The sequence below is a fragment of the Pseudomonas sp. PvP089 genome (assembly GCF_017875165.1).
In the GTDB taxonomy this organism is placed as follows: Bacteria; Pseudomonadota; Gammaproteobacteria; order Pseudomonadales; family Pseudomonadaceae; genus Aquipseudomonas; species Aquipseudomonas fortuita.
This window is the reverse complement of the sequence record NZ_JAGGME010000001.1, coordinates 4,997,986-5,014,988: the sequence shown is the minus strand read 5'-3', so window position 1 is coordinate 5,014,988 and position 17,003 is coordinate 4,997,986. Positions and strand designations below refer to the sequence as shown.

The window sequence follows — 17,003 nt, the reverse complement described above, 5'->3', positions numbered from 1 at the left end:
GTAAGCATGACAGTGGATCTGGGCAGCATTCTGCTGGGCTTGGTGGCAGGTGCTTTACCTTGCCTGGTGTGGGTCATGCAGGTGCAGCGCCGCCAGGGTGCACGGCAAAGCGAGCAGGCCTTGCTCGAAGAGCGCTTCAACGCAGCACAACTGACCCTGGCTGGCCTGCAGGCCCAGCTGGAGGCCAGCCGCGACGAAGTCAGCGACCTCAGCGAAGCCAATACCGTCAAGCAGGCTCAGATGGCCGCCCAAGGCCGCGAACTGGAGTTGCTGCAGATTGACCGCGACAACGCCCGTGACGCGGCCCACGCCTGGAGCCTGGAGCGCGCCAACCGTGAAGCCGAGTTGCGGCGCCTGGAGGCGCAGGCAGCGCGTCTGGAGGCCGAACTGCGTGAGCAGCAGGAAAGCCATCAGCAGCGCCTGGAAGACCTGCAGGAAGCCCGCGACACCCTGCGCGCCCAGTTTGCCGACATGGCCACCAAAATCTTCGACGAGCGCGAGCAACGCTTCGCCCAGACCAGCCAGCAGCATCTGGGCCAGTTGCTCGACCCGCTCAAGGAGCGCATCCAGTCTTTTGAAAAACGCGTGGAAGAAAGCTATCAGCAGGAAGCCCGCGAACGTTTTTCCCTGGGCAAAGAGCTTGAGCGCCTGCAACAGCTCAACCTGCGCCTGTCCGACGAAGCCACCAACCTGACCCAGGCTCTGAAAGGCCAGAAAACCCAAGGCAACTGGGGCGAGCTGATCCTTGAGCGGGTGCTGGAGCATGCCGGCCTGGAAAAAGGCCGTGAATACCAGACCCAGGTCAGCCTCAAGAGCGCCGACGGCGAGCGTTTCCAGCCCGATGTGCTGATCATGTTACCCGGCGACAAACAGGTGGTGGTGGATGCCAAGGTCAGCCTCACGGCGTACCAGCAGTTTGTCGCCAGCAATGATGAGGCCGCGCTCAAGCAGCATGTCCAGTCGCTGCGCAGCCACGTCAAAGGTTTGTCGAGCAAGGACTACAACCGCCTCGAAGGCCTGCACAGCCTGGATTTCGTGCTGCTGTTCGTGCCCATCGAGGCGGCCTTCTCTGCGGCCTTGCAGGCCGAGCCGAACCTGTTCCAGGAAGCCTTCGACCGGCATATCGTGATTGTCAGCCCCACCACCCTGCTGGCTACCCTGCGGGTGATCGACAGCCTGTGGAAACAGGAGCGACAGGGCCAGAATGCCCGGGAAATTGCCGAGCGCGCCGGCTGGCTGTACGACAAGTTCGTGCTGTTCATCCAGGACCTGGATGAGCTGGGCAGCCGGCTGCAGCAGGTGGACAAGGCCTATGCGGCGGCCCGTAACAAACTGTGCGAGGGGCGCGGCAACATGGTCAGCCGCAGCGAACAGCTGAAGCTGCTGGGCGCCCGCGCCAGCAAGAGCCTGCCGGCAGACTTGCTGGAGCGGGCGCTGTCCGATGAGGTGCCGGATGCAGCGGTTACTGAACCTGGCTCAGATGGCGGTTGAGCATGGCGCGCAGGGCCGCCGGCTTGACCGGTTTGGCCAGGTAATCCAGGCCTGAGGCATGCACCATGGCGATGGTTTCCTTGCTGCCGTCGGCGCTGATCACCACGCCTGGCACCGGCTCGCCCAGGCGCGCACGTAGCCAGCCCATCAGCCCGGTACCGGTCTCGCCGTCATCCAGGTGGTAGTCCACCAGCGCCAGATGGGGGCGCATGCCCTTTGCCAGCAGGGCTTCGCATTCGGCCTGGTTGCGCGCGGTCCATACCTGGCAGCCCCAGCGGCTGAGCAGGCTGTTCATGCCAATCAGGATGCTGTCTTCGTTGTCCACGCACAGCACTTGCAGCCCCGCCAGTGGCTGGCCGCCCTGTTGTTCTGCGGGGGCGCTTGGCGCCGGAGCGGCCTGGCGGGCAATCGGCACGCTGACGCGGAACACCGTGCCCTTGCCCGGCCACGAGCGCACTTGCAGCGGGTGCCCCAGCACCCGGCACAGGCCGTCGGCAATCGCCAGGCCCAGGCCCAGGCCTTTTTCGGCGCGTGTCTGGTGGCTGTCCAGGCGCTTGAACTCCTGGAAGATCACTTGCAGCTTGTCGTCGGCGATGCCCGGGCCACGGTCCCACACCTCCAGCCACAGCCGCTCGCCCTGGCGGCGCGCGCCCAGCAGGATCGGGCTCTTGCCGTAGCGCAGGGCATTGGTAAGGAAGTTCTGCAGTACCCGACGCAACAGCTTCATGTCGCTGTCTACCCGCAGCCGGCTGCCACGCAGGCGGAACTCCAGGCCTTTCTCGGCCGCCAGTACCTTGAACTCGGCACCCAGCGTGTCGAACAGTTCGTTGAGGGCGAAGGGCTTGGCGTCAGGGGTGATCTTGCCGTTTTCAAGGCGCGAGATGTCCAGCAGGTCGCTGATCAGCTCTTCGGCCGAGCGCAGCGAACTGTCCATGTGCTGTACCAATTGCTGGGCCTCTTCGTTCATGCCCTCGGCCTGCTGCGACAAGGCGGCGGAGAACAGCCGAGCGGCGTTCAGGGGTTGCATCAGGTCATGGCTGACCGCCGCCAGGAAACGGGTCTTGGACTTGCTTACCGCTTCGGCCTGGCTCTTGGCTTCGGACAACGCCTGGTTCAGTTGCGACAGTTCGTGGGTGCGCTCGGCCACCCGTTGTTCCAGGCCTTCGTTGGCATCGCGCAGGGCCTGCTCGGCCTCACGGAACGGGGTGATGTCGGTGAAACTCATGACGAAGCCGCCCCCCGGCATCGGGTTACCGATCAGCTCGATCACCCGGCCATTGGGGAACAGCCGTTCGGAAGAATGCGCGCGGCCTTGGCGCATCCAGTGCAGGCGCCGCGCCACATGCACCTGTGCTTCGCCTGGGCCGCACAGGCCACGCTCGGCGTTGTAGCGGATGATGTCGGCAATCGGCCGGCCCACGCTGATCAGCCCGTCGGGGTAGTTGAACAGCTCCAGGTAGCGACGGTTCCAGGCCACCAGGTGCAGGTTCTGGTCGACCACGCTGATGCCCTGGTTGATGTTTTCGATGGCGCCCTGCAGCAACGCGCGGTTGAACTGCAGTACCTCGCTGGCTTCGTCGGCGATGCGTACCACGTCTTCCAGCTGCATGTCGCGGCCTTCGATGGCCGCCTTGACCACGGCGCGGGTCGACGAGGTTCCGAGCACCCCGGCCAGTAGGCGCTCGGTGTGCTCGATCCAGTCGCCGTCGGCATTCTGGTTGGGGTTGAAGCCCTTGCCCTGGCGGTAGGCGAAGCGGATGAAGCTCTGCCGGGCGCGCTCCTCGCCAACAAAACGCGACGCCAGGGTCAGCAGGTCGTCGATCTGCACCGCCAGCAATGGCTTGCTGCTGGGGCGGGCGCTGGTCTGCTGGCCGATGAAGCGGCCGGCTTGCCAGTGTTCGGAAACCCGTGTACGCGACAGTACCGAGACCCAGGCGAACAGGGTGAAGTTGCCCGCCAGGGAAAGCACCACCCCTTGTGTCAGCGGGCTTATTGGCAGGCCCAGTGGGTTGCCATGCAGCCAGGCCAGCCCCGGGAACAGCTGCAGCGGCCAGCCCAGGCTATGCGCGGCAATCGGCAGCACCAAGGTGTAGAACCACAGGAAGATGCCTGCCGCGAGGCCGGCGAACACGCCGCGGCGGTTGGCCTGCTTCCAGTACAGCGCGCCGAGCATGGCCGGGGTGAGCTGGGTGACGGCGGCAAAGGCGATCTGGCCGATGGTCGCCAGGCTGGCGGTAGAGCCCAGCAGGCGATAGCTGACGTAGGCCAGCAGCAGGATCACCACAATGGTTACCCGGCGCACCGAGAGCATCCAGTGGCGGAAGGCCTCGAACGGCCGCTCGGCGTTGTTGCGGCGCAGCAGCCAGGGCAGCAACATGTCGTTGGAGACCATGGTCGACAGCGCCACCGCCTCGACGATGACCATGCCGGTGGCTGCCGAAGCGCCGCCAATGAACGCCAGCAGGGCCAGGCTCGGGTGCGCCTCGGCCAACGGCAGGCTGATGACGAACGAGTCGGAAATCACCGTGCCCGGCAGCAGCATCTGCCCGGCCAGGGCAATCGGCACCACGAACAGCGCGGCCAGCGCCAGGTACATCGGAAACACCCAGCGCGCCAGGCGCATGTCCTGGGGTTCGATGTTCTCTACCACGGTGACGTGGAACTGCCTGGGCAGGCAGATGATCGCCATCATCGCCACCGCGGTTTGCACCACCATCGACGGCCAGTTGACGGTTTCTTGCCAATAGGCCTGCAAGTGGATCGACTGGCGTGCCTGGCTGAACAGGTCGTCGAAGCCGTCATACAGGTTGAACACCACGAAAATGCCCACGGCCAGGAAGGCCAGCAACTTGATCAGCGATTCGAAGGCAATCGCCAGCACCATGCCACGGTGGTGTTCGGTCACGTCCAGGCTGCGGGTGCCGAACACGATGGCGAACAGTGCCAGCACCAGGGACACCACCAGCGCGGTGTCCTGCACGCGGGTGCCGGTGGCGTCCGCGTTGGCCCCGATCAGCAGGTTGACCCCCAGCACGATGCCTTTGAGCTGCAGGGCAATGTACGGCAACACGCCGACCAGGCAGATCAGCGCCACCACCACCGCCAGGGTTTGCGACTTGCCATAGCGTGCGGCGATGAAGTCGGCGATTGAGGTAATGTTCTGCTGTTTGCTGATCAGCACCATCTTCTGCAGCACCCAGGGCGCGAAGATCAGCAGCAGCACCGGGCCCAGGTAGATCGGCAGGAATGCCCAAAGCTGTTCGGCGGCCTGGCCGACGGCGCCGAAGAAGGTCCAGCTGGTGCAGTAAACGGCCAGCGACAAACTGTACACCCAGGCACGCAGCTTCGGCGGCAACGGCGTGCTGCGGCGGTCGCCGTAAAAGGCGATGGCGAACATGACGGCCATATAGGCCAGGGCGACCACGGCGATCAGCCCGCTGGACAACGACATGAAAACTCCGAAGCAAAAAAGATAACGCGGTCCCGATCAACCAGTCTGGCACGCAGGTGCAGCTTCGTCAGCGCAGACCATGGTTGTAGGCGAGAGCTTGCTCGCGATTGATCTGAAACAAAACATCATTTTTTTCGGGTGCCCAACCCGTAAAACACCCCCGCCAGCAACACCGACAACACCAGCAGGTAGAAAATTGCCCCCGGCCAAAGGTGCACCAGGGCAAACCCCACCATCACCGGCCCCAGCGCCGCCCCGAGGTTGGACAGGTTCTGCGCGCCGTAATACACCCCGCGCAAGTGCTCCGGCGCGATCAGGTCGATGAACATGTATTCGGCAGGGATCACGATGATCTCGCCCAGGGTGAACACCAGCATCGCCAGGCACCACGCCAGCACCGAGCCTGCCAGCGAAAAGCCCAGCAGCCCGGCGATGAACAGGGCCATGCCGGCCAGCAACCAGGGCATCAGGTGCTGGCGGCTGATGCGCCGGCCAATCAGGTACTGCAGGGCAATCACCGTCACTGCGTTGGTGGTGACCAGGTAGCCGACCAGCCGCGCCGCCTCCGTCGGGCTGCTGGTGACCACCAGGTACTGCGACAGGTAGGCGGTGAATTGGCCGAACACCACCGCGCTGAGCACCCCGCCCAAGGTGAAATACACCAGCCGGCGGTCACGCGCCAGCCCCAGCGCCACCTGGCCGAAGCCGGCCGCAGGCTTGTCCGGTGCGCTCGCCTGCAGGTCACGGTCGCCAAGGCGCCAGTAGGCCAGGCACATGCCCAGGCCTAGCAGGGCCGAGGCGATGAACGGCATGTGGTCGTCCAGTTCCAGCATGGCGACCCCCAGCAGCGGGCCGGCGGCGTAGCCGACGTTGCTGAGGGTGTACTTGATGGCGAACACCTCGGCCCGCGCTTCCACTGGCAGCAAGGCACAGAAGCCTGCCTTGGCGGCGATGTCGACCACTGCAAGCGCCAGGTTGATCAGCACCAGGCACAAAAAGAACAATAGCGCCGATTCACTGACGACCGCGGCGACGAAGGCCAGGGCGAACAGCAGGGTGCTGGCGCTGACCAGCGTGTGGTTGCGCACGGTGTCGACCAGGTGGCCACCATACAGGCTCAGCAGCGAGGCGATGATCAGCGCGCCACCGATCAGCAGGCCGATCTGGCTGATCTGCAGCTGGAAGTTGTCGGCCAGGTACACCACCAGGTAGGGCAGGGTGAGGGCGCGGGCGACAGTGAGGGTGAACGTGGTCAGCAGCAGCAGGCGTACGGTGTGCGGGTAGCGTTTCAGGGCAGCTAGCATTACCACGTCCTTGTTGTTCTGGTTTGCCGGGCACAAGCATAAGCCACATGTGGCCTCGGCAGGAGTGCCCCGGCTGCTTCTGCAAAAAGCGTGTAGGCTTGCCAGCCAAGGCATTTGCCATGCAGATTTGTGGCCTGACGTGCCCGGCGCGCCTCCAATTGAAAAGCCCTCAGGACCAAGGACGATGAGTCACTCCTCGCAATTCACCTTGCTCGGCAAGCGGCGCTTCCTGCCGTTTTTCATCACCCAGTCGCTGGGTGCCTTCAACGACAACCTGTTCAAACAATCGCTGATCCTCGCGATCCTGTTCAAGCTCAGCCTTGGTGACGGTGACCGTTCGATCTGGGTCAACCTGTGCGCCTTGCTGTTCATTCTGCCGTTCTTTCTGTTCTCGGCGCTGGGCGGGCAGTTTGGTGAGAAGTTCGCCAAGGACGCGCTTATCCGTGCGATCAAGCTGGCCGAGATCGTCATCATGGCAATCGGTGCGCTCGGTTTCATCACCAACCACCTGGCGCTGATGCTGGTGGCGCTGTTCGGCATGGGAACCCACTCGGCGCTGTTCGGCCCGGTGAAGTACTCGATCCTGCCGCAGGCCCTGCGCGAGCAGGAGTTGGTCGGCGGCAACGGGCTGGTGGAAACCGGCACGTTCCTCGCCATCCTTGCCGGCACCATCGGTGCCGGGGTCATGATGTCGGCCGACAGCTATGCCACGGTAGTGGCCGGCGGTGTGGTTGGCACTGCGGTGCTCGGCTACCTGGCCAGCCGCTGGATCCCGCGGGCCGCTGCCGCCTCGCCGAACATGCCGCTGGACTGGAACATCTTCAGGCAATCGTGGGCAATTCTGCGCATGGGCCTGGGGCAGCCGCCCGCTGTGTCGCGCTCGATCGTGGGTAACTCGTGGTTCTGGTTTGTCGGGGCCATCTACCTCACGCAGATCCCGGCCTATGCCAAAGACTGGCTGCACGGCGATGGCACGGTGGTGACCTTGGTGCTGACGCTGTTCTCGGTGGGCATCGCCTTGGGTTCGTTGCTATGCGAACGGCTTAGCGGGCGCAAGGTGGAGATCGGCCTGGTGCCGTTCGGCTCGTTCGGCCTGACCCTGTTCGGCCTGCTTTGGTGGTGGCACTCCGGCGATGTGCCGGTAGCAGCGGCGCCGCACGACTGGCTGGCGCTGCTGGGCATGGGCCAGGCCTGGTGGATCCTGCTGTCGATCGTCGGCCTGGGCGTGTTCGGTGGCTTCTACATTGTGCCGCTGTATGCGCTGATTCAGGCCCGCACGGCCGAAGACCAGCGCGCCCGGGTGATTGCGGCCAACAACATCCTCAATGCCTTGTTCATGGTGGTGTCGGCGGTGCTTACCATCATCCTGATGGGGCTTGCCGAGCTGAGCATCCCGCAGCTGTTCCTGGTGGTGTCGCTGCTTAATATCGCGGTCAACGCCTACATCTTCAGGATCGTGCCCGAGTTCACCATGCGCTTCCTGATCTGGCTGCTCAGCCATTCGATGTACCGCGTGCAGCACCGCGACCTTGAGCGCATCCCCGACGAAGGCGCGGCGCTGCTGGTGTGCAACCACGTGTCGTTCGTTGATGCATTGCTGCTGGGCGGAGCAATTCGCCGGCCGATCCGCTTTGTGATGTATTACAAGATCTACAACCTGCCAGTGCTCAACTTCGTGTTCCGCACCGCAGGCGCCATCCCGATTGCCGGGCGCAGTGAAGACCCCGCCACCTACGAGCGGGCCTTCGCACGCATTGCCGGGTACCTGGCTGCTGGTGAGCTGGTGTGCATCTTCCCGGAGGGCAAGTTGACCGGCGATGGCGAGATCGATGTGTTCAAAGGCGGCGTCAAGCGCATCCTCGAAGAAACGCCGGTGCCGGTGATTCCGCTGGCTTTGCAGGGGTTGTGGGGCAGTTTCTTCAGCCGTGACCCGGCCAAAGGCTTTTTCAGGCGCCTGTGGTCGCGGGTAACCATTGTGGCGGGCGCTGCCATCCCGGTGGAGGCAGCGCAGCCTGAGCTGTTGCGCGAGCAGGTCAGCCGCCTGCGCGGTGACCTGCGCTAGCCAGGCAGGGTCAGCTGGCGCTGACTTTCAGGCCGACAAGGCCGCAGACGATCAGCGCCACACTGACCAGACGTACCAAGGCCATGGACTCGCCGAACAGGATGATCCCGGCGATGACAGTGCCGACTGCGCCAACACCGGTCCAGATGGCATAGGCGGTGCCCAGCGGCAGTTCTTTCATGGCCAGGCCGAGCAAGCCCAGGCTGATGACCATGGCGCCGACCGTGAGTACGGTGGGAATCGGTTTACTGAAGCCGTCCGTGTATTTCAGGCCCACGGCCCAGCCGACCTCGAACAGGCCGGCGAAGAACAGGATGATCCAGGACATGTGAGTGTCTCCATCGTTTAAATGATGGGGCCGTCCCCGGAATGGTCACGCGGTGCGTCGTGAGGCCGTCCTCACCGTGGGCACTATGGTGCACACCTGCAGGTTTCAGGGCAAGCCTGTGCCGGCCTCTTCGCGGGTAAACCCGCTCCCACAGGGACCGTATAGGTATCAAGCCTTGCGCAGCACCTGTGGGAGCGGGTGTACCCGCGAAGAGGCCCGCACAGGCAGACATCAATGCTTGGCCGGTTCGATCCCTTCAGCCTCAGTCTCAGGCTCATCCATGCGCCGGAACCAGGTCGACAACAACGCCCCGGAAATATTGTGCCAAACGCTGAACAAAGCACTCGGCACCCCCGCCAGTGGCGAAAAGTGCGCCGCCGCCAGTGCCGCCCCCAGCCCGGAGTTCTGCATGCCCACCTCCAGCGCCAGCGACTTGCGCTGGGCCAGCGGCAGTTTGCACAGCTTGCCGGTCAGGTACCCCAGCAAATAGCCGAAGCTGTTGTGCAGCATCACCACCGCCATGATCAGCAGCCCCGACTCGGCGATTTTCGCTTGGCTGGCAGCCACCACCGCGCACACGATCATCACAATGCTCACCACCGACACCAGCGGCAGTACCTGCACCGCCGCCTGAACCCGGGCACCGAGCAGGCGCTGGGCCAGCACGCCGAGCACGATCGGCAGCATCACCAACTGCAAGATCGACCAGAACATGTCCATGAAGGACACCGGCAACCAGGCCGACGCCAGGAACCAGATCAGCGCCGGGGTCAGCAGCGGTGCCAGCAGGGTGGTTACTGCCGCGATCGCCACTGCCAGCGCCAGGTCTCCGCGGGACAGCCACACCATCACGTTGGATGCCGTGCCGCTCGGGCAGCAGCCGACCAGGATCACGCCCACGGCAATTTCCGGCGGCAGGTGGAACAGCTGGCACAGCAGCCAGGCCATGCCGGGCATGATCACGAAGTGCGCGACGACCCCCAGCATCACCCGCCACGGCTGGCGGGCGAGGGCGGCGAAGTCGTCGAGCTTGAGGGTCAGCCCCATGCCGAACATCACCAGCCCCAGCAGCGGCACAATGGCGACCTTCAGGGCGATGAACCATTGCGGTTGCAGAAAGGCCAGCACGGCAAACACCAGCACCCACAGGGCGAAGGTATTGCCGACAAAGCGGCTTAAGGCGGCGAGGGCGCGCATGGGGCAATTCCTTTCTTTTTATAGCACTATGAATCTTACTGGCCCCTTCGCGGGACAAGCCCGCTCCCACAGGTACATCACAGCCTTCAGGCATTGTGATGTACCTGTGGGAGCGGGCTTGCCCCGCGAAGGGGCCGATACTGGCTGAAGTTGTGCGTCAGGCCAGCACCAGTCCTTCAAACCACCTCAGACCCCTTGCGGAATTTCCTCCCCACCCAGCGCTTCGAACAGCGCCGGCAGGAATTCGGTAAAGGTCATCATCATCAGCAGGAAGCTGGCATCGAACTGCTGCGCCGCCTCATCACCACCGTCCTGCTCGGCCTGCTCCTGCAGCAGCTCTTCGAACTTCAGGCGCTTGATTACCATTTTATCGTCCAGAATGAACGACAGCTTGTCTTGCCAGGCCAGGGCCAGCTGGGTTACCACCTTGCCAGTGCTCAGGTGCAGCTGAATCTCCTCGCCGGTCAGGTCCTGGCGCTTGCAACGCACGATGCCGCCGTCTTCGGCGGTGTCACGCAGTTCGCACTCGTCCAGTACATAGAAGCCTTCGGCGGTTTGCTGCGTTTTTACCCAGTCGGTCATGGTGGCGGTTGGCGCAACCTTCACCGTGGCCGGGCGCACCGGCAGCGAGCCCATCACTTCACGCAGGGTGGACAGCAGGTCTTCGGCACGCTTGGCACTCGCCGAGTTGACCAGGATCACACCCAGACGCGGGGCGATGGCGGCGAAGATCATCGAGCGGCGGATGAACGCACGCGGCAGGAAGGCCTGGATGATTTCGTCCTTGATCTGGTCGCGTTCTTTTTTATAGACCTTGCGCATCTGCTCGGTCTCGATCTCTTCGACCTTTTCCTTGACCGCGTCGTTGACCACGCTGCCAGGCAGGATGCGTTCTTCCTTGCGGGCGGCAATCAGCAGGAACTCGCCGCTGACATGCACCAGAGGAGCGTCTTCGCCTTTGCCGAACGGCGCGACGAAACCATAGGTGGTCAGCTCCTGGCTGGCGCAGGGGCGGGCCGGCTTGCTGGCCAGTGCGGCTTCCAGCGCTTCAGGCTCGAACGGGACTTCCTGGGTCAGGCGGTAGGTCAGCAGGTTCTTGAACCACATGAGGGGTAACTCTCCTTAATGCATAAGGCGGGCATTATTCTCCGAGCGGAGCTCTGAGGCCAACCCTGTCAGAGGGCCAGCAGTGGCTTATGCATAAAAGAAACAACCGGCAACGCTAGGTCTTTGAAAGGCATGAGGTTTTTTTTAAAAAAAGTTTAAAAAGTGCTTGCCAGGGTGCGGGGTCGTCCGTAGAATGCGCGCCACACCGAGACGAAGGGTGATTAGCTCAGCCGGGAGAGCATCTGCCTTACAAGCAGAGGGTCGGCGGTTCGATCCCGTCATCACCCACCACTCGATGTATAGCGCAGCGGTAGTTCAGTCGGTTAGAATACCGGCCTGTCACGCCGGGGGTCGCGGGTTCGAGTCCCGTCCGCTGCGCCATATTCCACTTCCAGGGCCCACTGAACACCCGGAAGTAACAGAGAAAGCGACCTTAGGGTCGCTTTTTTTGTGCCTGAATTCTGGTGTTGGCGCGAAGTTTGAAAAAACTTCGATAAGTGCTTGCCAGAGCGCAAAGTCGCCCGTAGAATGCGCGCCACACCGAGAGACATGGGTGATTAGCTCAGCCGGGAGAGCATCTGCCTTACAAGCAGAGGGTCGGCGGTTCGATCCCGTCATCACCCACCACTCGATGTATAGCGCAGCGGTAGTTCAGTCGGTTAGAATACCGGCCTGTCACGCCGGGGGTCGCGGGTTCGAGTCCCGTCCGCTGCGCCATATTCCACTTCCAGGGCCCACTGAACACCCGGAAGTAACAAAGAAAGCGACCTGAAGGTCGCTTTTTTTGTGTCTGCGATTTCAGCTACGGCGCTCTTCTTCCCGCAACGTCAGCACCTCAAACCCCTCCTCAGTCACCGCCACGGTATGCTCCCACTGCGCTGACAGGCTGTGGTCACGGGTAATCACCGTCCAGCCATCCTTCAATGTGCGCGTTCCGCGTCCACCCTGGTTGATCATCGGCTCGATGGTGAACACCATCCCCGGTTTCAGCTTCATGCCCATGCCACGCTGGCCAACGTGCAGTACTTCAGGCCCTTCATGCATCTGCTGGCCGATACCATGCCCGCAATACTCGCGGACCACGCTGTAGCCCGCCGCCTCGGCATGGGCCTGGACGGCATGGCCGATATCGCCCAGCGTAGCCCCGGGGCGCACCTGCTCAATGCCCTTCCACAGCGCGTCATAGGTGGTGTCGACCAACCGCCGGGCTTCATCGCTGATCTTGCCGATGCTGTACATCTTCGACGAATCGGCAATATAGCCGCCCTGTTCGAGGGTGATGTCCACGTTGATGATCGAGCCTTCCTTCAATACTTCATCGACCTTGGGCATGCCGTGGCACACCACGTGGTCCACCGAGGTATTGAGCGAGTAGGGGAAACCGTACTGGCCCTTGCTCGCTGGCCGCGCCTTGAGCGTGTCGACGATGAACGCTTCGGCGCGGTCGTTGATCTGCATGGTGGTCACACCGGGGCCGATGAAGCGGTCGAGGTCGGCGAACACTTGGGCCAGCAGCTGGCCGGCGCGGCGCATCAGGTCGAGTTGGGCGGGGGATTTGAGGATCACCTGGGACATGGGGGGAGGGTAGTTGCTCATGCTGGAATTTGCCCCAGCATAGCGCCAGCGGGTACCGGCTTGCCACCGCATGGTGCACAGCCTGTGCCGGCCCTTTCGCGTGCACGCCCGCCCCACAGGTACGGCACGCCCCTCAGGCCTTGCGATAGCCCTGTGGGAGCGGGCGTGCCCGCAAAAGGCCGGTATGGCTGGCCCATAAATTGCTGATCTCCCTTCATCCCGGGCTATCAACGTCGACAGCCCATAAAAACTCACGACAAAGGCGCCGTGTTGCCCCACTTGCTCAGCAAGGCGGGGCAGCCGGCGCCTTTTTGCGTTTTTCAACAGGAGCCCGCCCATGGCCAATAGCGAAGTACGCAGCGTCTGCCCCTATTGCGGCGTTGGCTGCGGCATCGTCATGAGCGTTGCCGATGGCAAAGTCGTCAAGGTCAGTGGCGACAAGCAGCACCCCAGCAACTTTGGCCGGCTGTGCACCAAAGGCCTGACCGCGCACCTGCCGCTGACGGCCGCCGGCCGCCTCGAAGACGCCTATGTGCGCCAGCAGCGCAGCCAGCAGCCGGCGCGCACTGGCATGGACCAGGCTATCGCCGACGCAGGCAAACGCCTGCGCGGCATCATTGACCAGCATGGCCCCGACGCTGTGGCGCTTTACGTGTCGGGGCAGATGTCGCTGGAAGCTCAATACCTGGCCAACAAGTTGGCCAAAGGCTTTATCCGTACCCGCCACATCGAGTCCAACTCGCGCCTGTGCATGGCCAGCGCCGGCAGTGGCTACAAGCTGTCGCTCGGCGCCGATGGCCCACCTGGCAGTTATCAGGACTTCGAGCACGCCGACGTGTTCCTGGTGATCGGCGCCAACATGGCCGACTGCCACCCGATCCTGTTCCTGCGCCTGCTCGACCGGGTCAAGGCCGGCGCCAGGCTGATCGTGGTCGACCCGCGGCGCAGCGCCACCGCCGACAAGGCCGACCTGTTCCTGCAGGTACGCCCCGGCACTGACATGGCCTTGCTCAACGGCCTGTTGCACCTGCTACACCGTAATGGCCACACCCACCGCGACTTCATTGCCCGCCACACCGAAGGCTGGGACGAACTGCCAGCCTTCCTCGATGACTACAGCCCGGAGCGCGTGGCGGCCATCACCGGGTTGGCCGTGGGCGACATCATCAAGGCCGCCGAATGGATCGGCAGTGCCAACGACTGGATGAGCTGCTGGACCATGGGCCTGAACCAAAGCATCCACGGTACCTGGCACACCAACGCCATCTGCAACCTGCACCTGGCCACGGGCGCCATCTGCCGCCCCGGTAGCGGGCCGTTCTCGCTGACCGGCCAGCCCAACGCCATGGGCGGCCGTGAAATGGGCTACATGGGGCCCGGCTTGCCAGGCCAGCGCTCGGCGTTGGTGGAGGGCGACCGCGCGTTTGTCGAGCAGCAGTGGCAACTGGCACCCGGCAGCCTGCGCAGTGAAGGCGGCGAGGGCACGGTGGCACTGTTCGAGCAGATGAACGCGGGTGAAGTGAAAGCGTGCTGGATCATCTGCAGCAACCCGGTGGCCAGCGTCGCCAACCGTCAGCAGGTGATCGATGGCCTGTGCCAGGCCGAGTTGGTGATTACCCAGGATGCCTTCCTCGACACCGAAACCAACCGCTACGCCGACATCGTGCTGCCGGCCGCGCTGTGGGCCGAAGGCGAGGGTGTAATGATAAACAGCGAACGCAACCTTACCCTGATGCCGCGCGCCGTCGAGCCGCCCGGGCAAAGCCTGCCCGACTGGCAGATCATCGCCCGGGTGGCCTGCGCCATGGGCTACGCCGAAGCCTTCGACTACCCCGATGCCGAAGCGGTGTATGAAGAAATCCGCCATTTCCATAACCCCGCAACGGGCTACGATCTGCGCGGCATCGGTTACGCCGAGCTGCGCCGGCAACCACACCAGTGGCCTTGTGCACCCGGCCATGGCAGCGACCGCAGCCCATTGCGCTACCTGAACGACGGCAGCAGCCAGGCGCTGCTGCACGATGCCCAGGGCGATCGCCCGGCGCTGGCCTTTCCTACCGCCAGTGGCAAGGCGCGTTTCTTCGCCAGGCCCTGGTTGCCGGCAGCAGAATTGCCGGATGACGACTACCCCATGGTGCTGAACACCGGCCGTGTGCAGCACCAGTGGCACACCCTGACCAAGACCGGCAAGGTGCCGGCGCTGAACAAGCTGGAGCCTGGCCCTTTCGTCGAGGTCCACCCCGACGACGCCGCACGCCTGGGCATAGCTGAAAAAGACCAGGTCGCCATCCGCTCGCGGCGCGGGCAAGCCGTGCTACCGGTGCGAATCAGCGACCGGGTGCTGCCAGGCAACTGCTTTGCGCCGTTTCACTGGAACGACCTGGTCGGTGAGCAACTGGCAATCAATGCCGTGACCTGCGATGCGGTCGATCCACTGTCGCTACAGCCGGCTTTCAAATACTGCGCCGTCGCCCTGCAGCGGGTCGCCGGCGAGCGTATCGACGCCCTTGAGCTGCACACTGCCATTCTGGAGCCAGTCCGCATGCCCACTGCCACCCTGTCCCGTCTGCTTGGCCTGGACACCCTGCCAGCCCCGGTGCTGGCAGAAGAAGAGCGCCATTACCTGCAGGGTTTCCTGCTGGGCCTGGAGCAGGCCCGCGCCGAGGGCGTGCCAAGCCTGCCGGCCAGTGCGCCACTGGCAGGCAACCGCCGGCTGTTTATCGACGGCTTGCTGGCCGGGCTGTTCGCTCAGCCGGCGGCGCTGCCCGTTGCAGCGTTGGTGGCCCCACGGCACCAAGTGTTGTGGGCCTCGCAGACCGGTAACGGCGAGCTGCTGGCCGAGCGTTGTGCCGAACACCTGCGCGGTGCCGGCCTTGATGTGCAGCTCAGTTGCATGGAGGCGGTCAGCCCAAGCCAACTGCAGGGCGCGGCCAGCGTGGTGCTGATCACCAGCACCTTTGGCGATGGTGACGCGCCCGACAGCGCGGCGGCATTCTGGCAGGCCTTGCAGGGCGAGGAGGGCGCCTGTTGTGCCGAGCTGCCCTATGCCGTGCTGGCCTTGGGCGACTCCAGTTACGACCAGTTCTGCGGCTTTGGCCGCAAGCTTGACCAACGCCTGGCCGAACTGGGTGGGCGTCGCCTGCTGCAACGGGTGGACTGCGAGCCGGACTTTGACGCAGCGTTCGCGGGGTGGCTAGAAGCCTTGCTGCCCACGCTGGGCAGTGCCGCTGCACCGCAGCCGGCGAGCCACCCCGTACCCATGCCGGCCTACAGCAAACAGCAACCCTGGGCTGCCACCTTGCTGGAAAACCACCTGCTCAACGGCCCCGGTGCCAGCAAGGAAACTCGGCAACTGGTGTTCGACCTGAGCGGTAGCGGCTTCAGGTATGCCCCCGGCGATGCCCTGGGCGTGTGGCCGCGCAATTGCCCGGCCCTGGTCGACGAACTGCTGGCGCTGATGCAGCTCGATGGCCAGACGCTGGTCGAGCTCAAGGGCCAGCCTGCCATGCCCCTGGCCGAAGCCCTGCAAACGCACCTGGAGATCGCCAAGGTCACCGGTCAGCAACTGCAGGCCTTCGCTGGCAGTAGCCCGGACCTGCAGCGCCTGCTGCGGCCGGAGTGCAAGGCCGAGCTGCAGGAATGGCTGTGCGGCCGGCAGTTGGCCGATGTGCTGCGCGCCTTTCCCCAACAGCTGCCGCTGGCCGACTGGCTTGGCCTGCTCAAGCCCTTGCAGCCGCGTCTTTACTCGATCAGCTCCAGCCCGTTGGCCCATCCGGGCCAGGTTCAACTGACCGTCTCCACCGTGCGTTACGGCGAGCGCAAGGGGGTGTGTTCGGCCTTCCTCGCCGACCGTGCGCAAGCGTTGAAGGTGGCCATTTTCCCGCAGGTATCTAAGCACTTCCGGCTGCCCGAGGACGACAGCGTGCCGGTGATCATGGTTGGCCCAGGTACCGGCGTTGCACCGTTCCGGGCGTTTCTTGAAGAACGGGAGGCGCGGGGCGCAAAAGGGCGGAATTGGCTGTTCTTTGGTGAGCAGTACGCCGCTACCGACTTCTATTACCGCGAACAGTTGCAAGCTTGGGAGAAAGCAGGGCACTTGCGGCTCGACACGGCGTTCTCGCGGGATCAGGCGCATAAGGTCTATGTGCAGCAGCGCATGCTCGAACAGGGCGCCCAGCTGTGGCAGTGGTTGGAGGCGGGGGCGTATTTCTATGTGTGTGGCGATGCGCAGCGCATGGCCAAGGATGTAGATGCGGCGTTGCGCACGGTTGTGGCTGAGCATGGCGGGATGGATGAGGCGCAGACGGCTGCCTATGTCGAAGGGTTGAGCAAGGCCAAGCGTTATCGGCGGGATGTGTACTGAGTGCACCGGGATGGGCTGATGTGCACCCCGGTTGTGCATTTTGATCGCCTGTGGGGCCCCTTCGCAGCACAAGGCTGCTCCTACAGGGATCGCGTGCTCCTGTAGGAGCAGCCTTGTGCTGCGAA

At 63.9% G+C, this 17,003-nt stretch carries 9 protein-coding genes and 4 tRNA genes; 7 read left to right on the top strand and 6 right to left on the bottom strand.

Going from position 1 to position 17,003, the window contains the following annotated elements; translation table 11 throughout:
* Positions 1–120: 120 nt before the first annotated feature.
* Complete coding sequence (gene rmuC, locus J3A71_RS22840) at positions 121–1,491, top strand: DNA recombination protein RmuC (RefSeq protein ID WP_209953499.1); 1,371 nt, start codon at positions 121–123, stop codon at positions 1,489–1,491.
* Here rmuC and J3A71_RS22835 read toward each other — a convergent pair.
* Together J3A71_RS22835 and J3A71_RS22830 are read right to left on the bottom strand one after the other, a co-directional pair.
* The gene (locus tag J3A71_RS22835; protein ID WP_016485296.1) at positions 1,463–4,942 is read right to left on the bottom strand and encodes a hybrid sensor histidine kinase/response regulator; all 3,480 of its coding nucleotides are present in this window, start codon (positions 4,940–4,942) and stop codon (positions 1,463–1,465) included. The genes rmuC and J3A71_RS22835 overlap by 29 nt on opposite strands.
* Positions 4,943–5,067: 125 nt before the next feature.
* Entirely contained in the window at positions 5,068–6,246 is a 1,179-nt protein-coding gene (locus tag J3A71_RS22830; protein WP_095117048.1) for an MFS transporter, read from the bottom strand.
* Positions 6,247–6,430: 184 nt separating this feature from the next.
* Here J3A71_RS22830 and J3A71_RS22825 point away from each other — a divergent pair, with 184 nt between their 5' ends.
* A complete protein-coding gene (locus J3A71_RS22825) occupies positions 6,431–8,308 on the top strand; it encodes an MFS transporter (RefSeq protein WP_209953313.1) in 1,878 nt (625 codons plus the stop codon).
* Positions 8,309–8,318: 10 nt separating this feature from the next.
* Here J3A71_RS22825 and sugE read toward each other — a convergent pair whose 3' ends face one another.
* The 3 genes from sugE to rdgC all read right to left on the bottom strand — a co-directional run bounded on the left by sugE (position 8,319) and on the right by rdgC (position 10,940).
* Positions 8,319–8,636: a quaternary ammonium compound efflux SMR transporter SugE gene (gene sugE, locus J3A71_RS22820; protein ID WP_012270979.1), complete on the bottom strand. Its 318-nt coding sequence runs from the start codon at positions 8,634–8,636 to the stop codon at positions 8,319–8,321.
* A gap of 231 nt (positions 8,637–8,867) precedes the next feature.
* Positions 8,868–9,833, bottom strand: coding sequence for a bile acid:sodium symporter family protein (locus J3A71_RS22815; protein ID WP_209953310.1), 966 nt, complete (start codon positions 9,831–9,833; stop codon positions 8,868–8,870).
* 186 nt (positions 9,834–10,019) lie between these two features.
* A complete protein-coding gene (gene rdgC, locus J3A71_RS22810; RefSeq protein WP_016485300.1) occupies positions 10,020–10,940 on the bottom strand; it encodes a recombination-associated protein RdgC in 921 nt (306 codons plus the stop codon).
* A gap of 215 nt (positions 10,941–11,155) precedes the next feature.
* Here rdgC and J3A71_RS22805 point away from each other — a divergent pair.
* The 4 genes from J3A71_RS22805 (at position 11,156) to J3A71_RS22790 (ending at position 11,657) form a co-directional block, all read left to right on the top strand.
* Positions 11,156–11,231, top strand: a tRNA-Val gene (locus tag J3A71_RS22805).
* A gap of 13 nt (positions 11,232–11,244) precedes the next feature.
* Positions 11,245–11,321: transfer RNA gene (locus J3A71_RS22800), tRNA-Asp, on the top strand.
* Positions 11,322–11,491: 170 nt separating this feature from the next.
* Positions 11,492–11,567 (top strand) — tRNA-Val (locus tag J3A71_RS22795).
* A gap of 13 nt (positions 11,568–11,580) precedes the next feature.
* Positions 11,581–11,657: transfer RNA gene (locus tag J3A71_RS22790), tRNA-Asp, on the top strand.
* Between the two features lie 81 nt (positions 11,658–11,738).
* Here J3A71_RS22790 and map read toward each other — a convergent pair.
* Positions 11,739–12,587 (bottom strand): type I methionyl aminopeptidase, encoded by an 849-nt coding sequence (map, locus tag J3A71_RS22785; protein ID WP_060518738.1) that lies wholly within the window; start codon positions 12,585–12,587, stop codon positions 11,739–11,741.
* 265 nt (positions 12,588–12,852) lie between these two features.
* Between map and J3A71_RS22780 the strand changes: the two genes are divergently transcribed.
* Positions 12,853–16,878, top strand: a complete 4,026-nt coding sequence (locus tag J3A71_RS22780; protein ID WP_209953308.1) for a bifunctional nitrate reductase/sulfite reductase flavoprotein subunit alpha — start codon at positions 12,853–12,855, stop codon at positions 16,876–16,878.
* Positions 16,879–17,003: the final 125 nt, after the last annotated feature.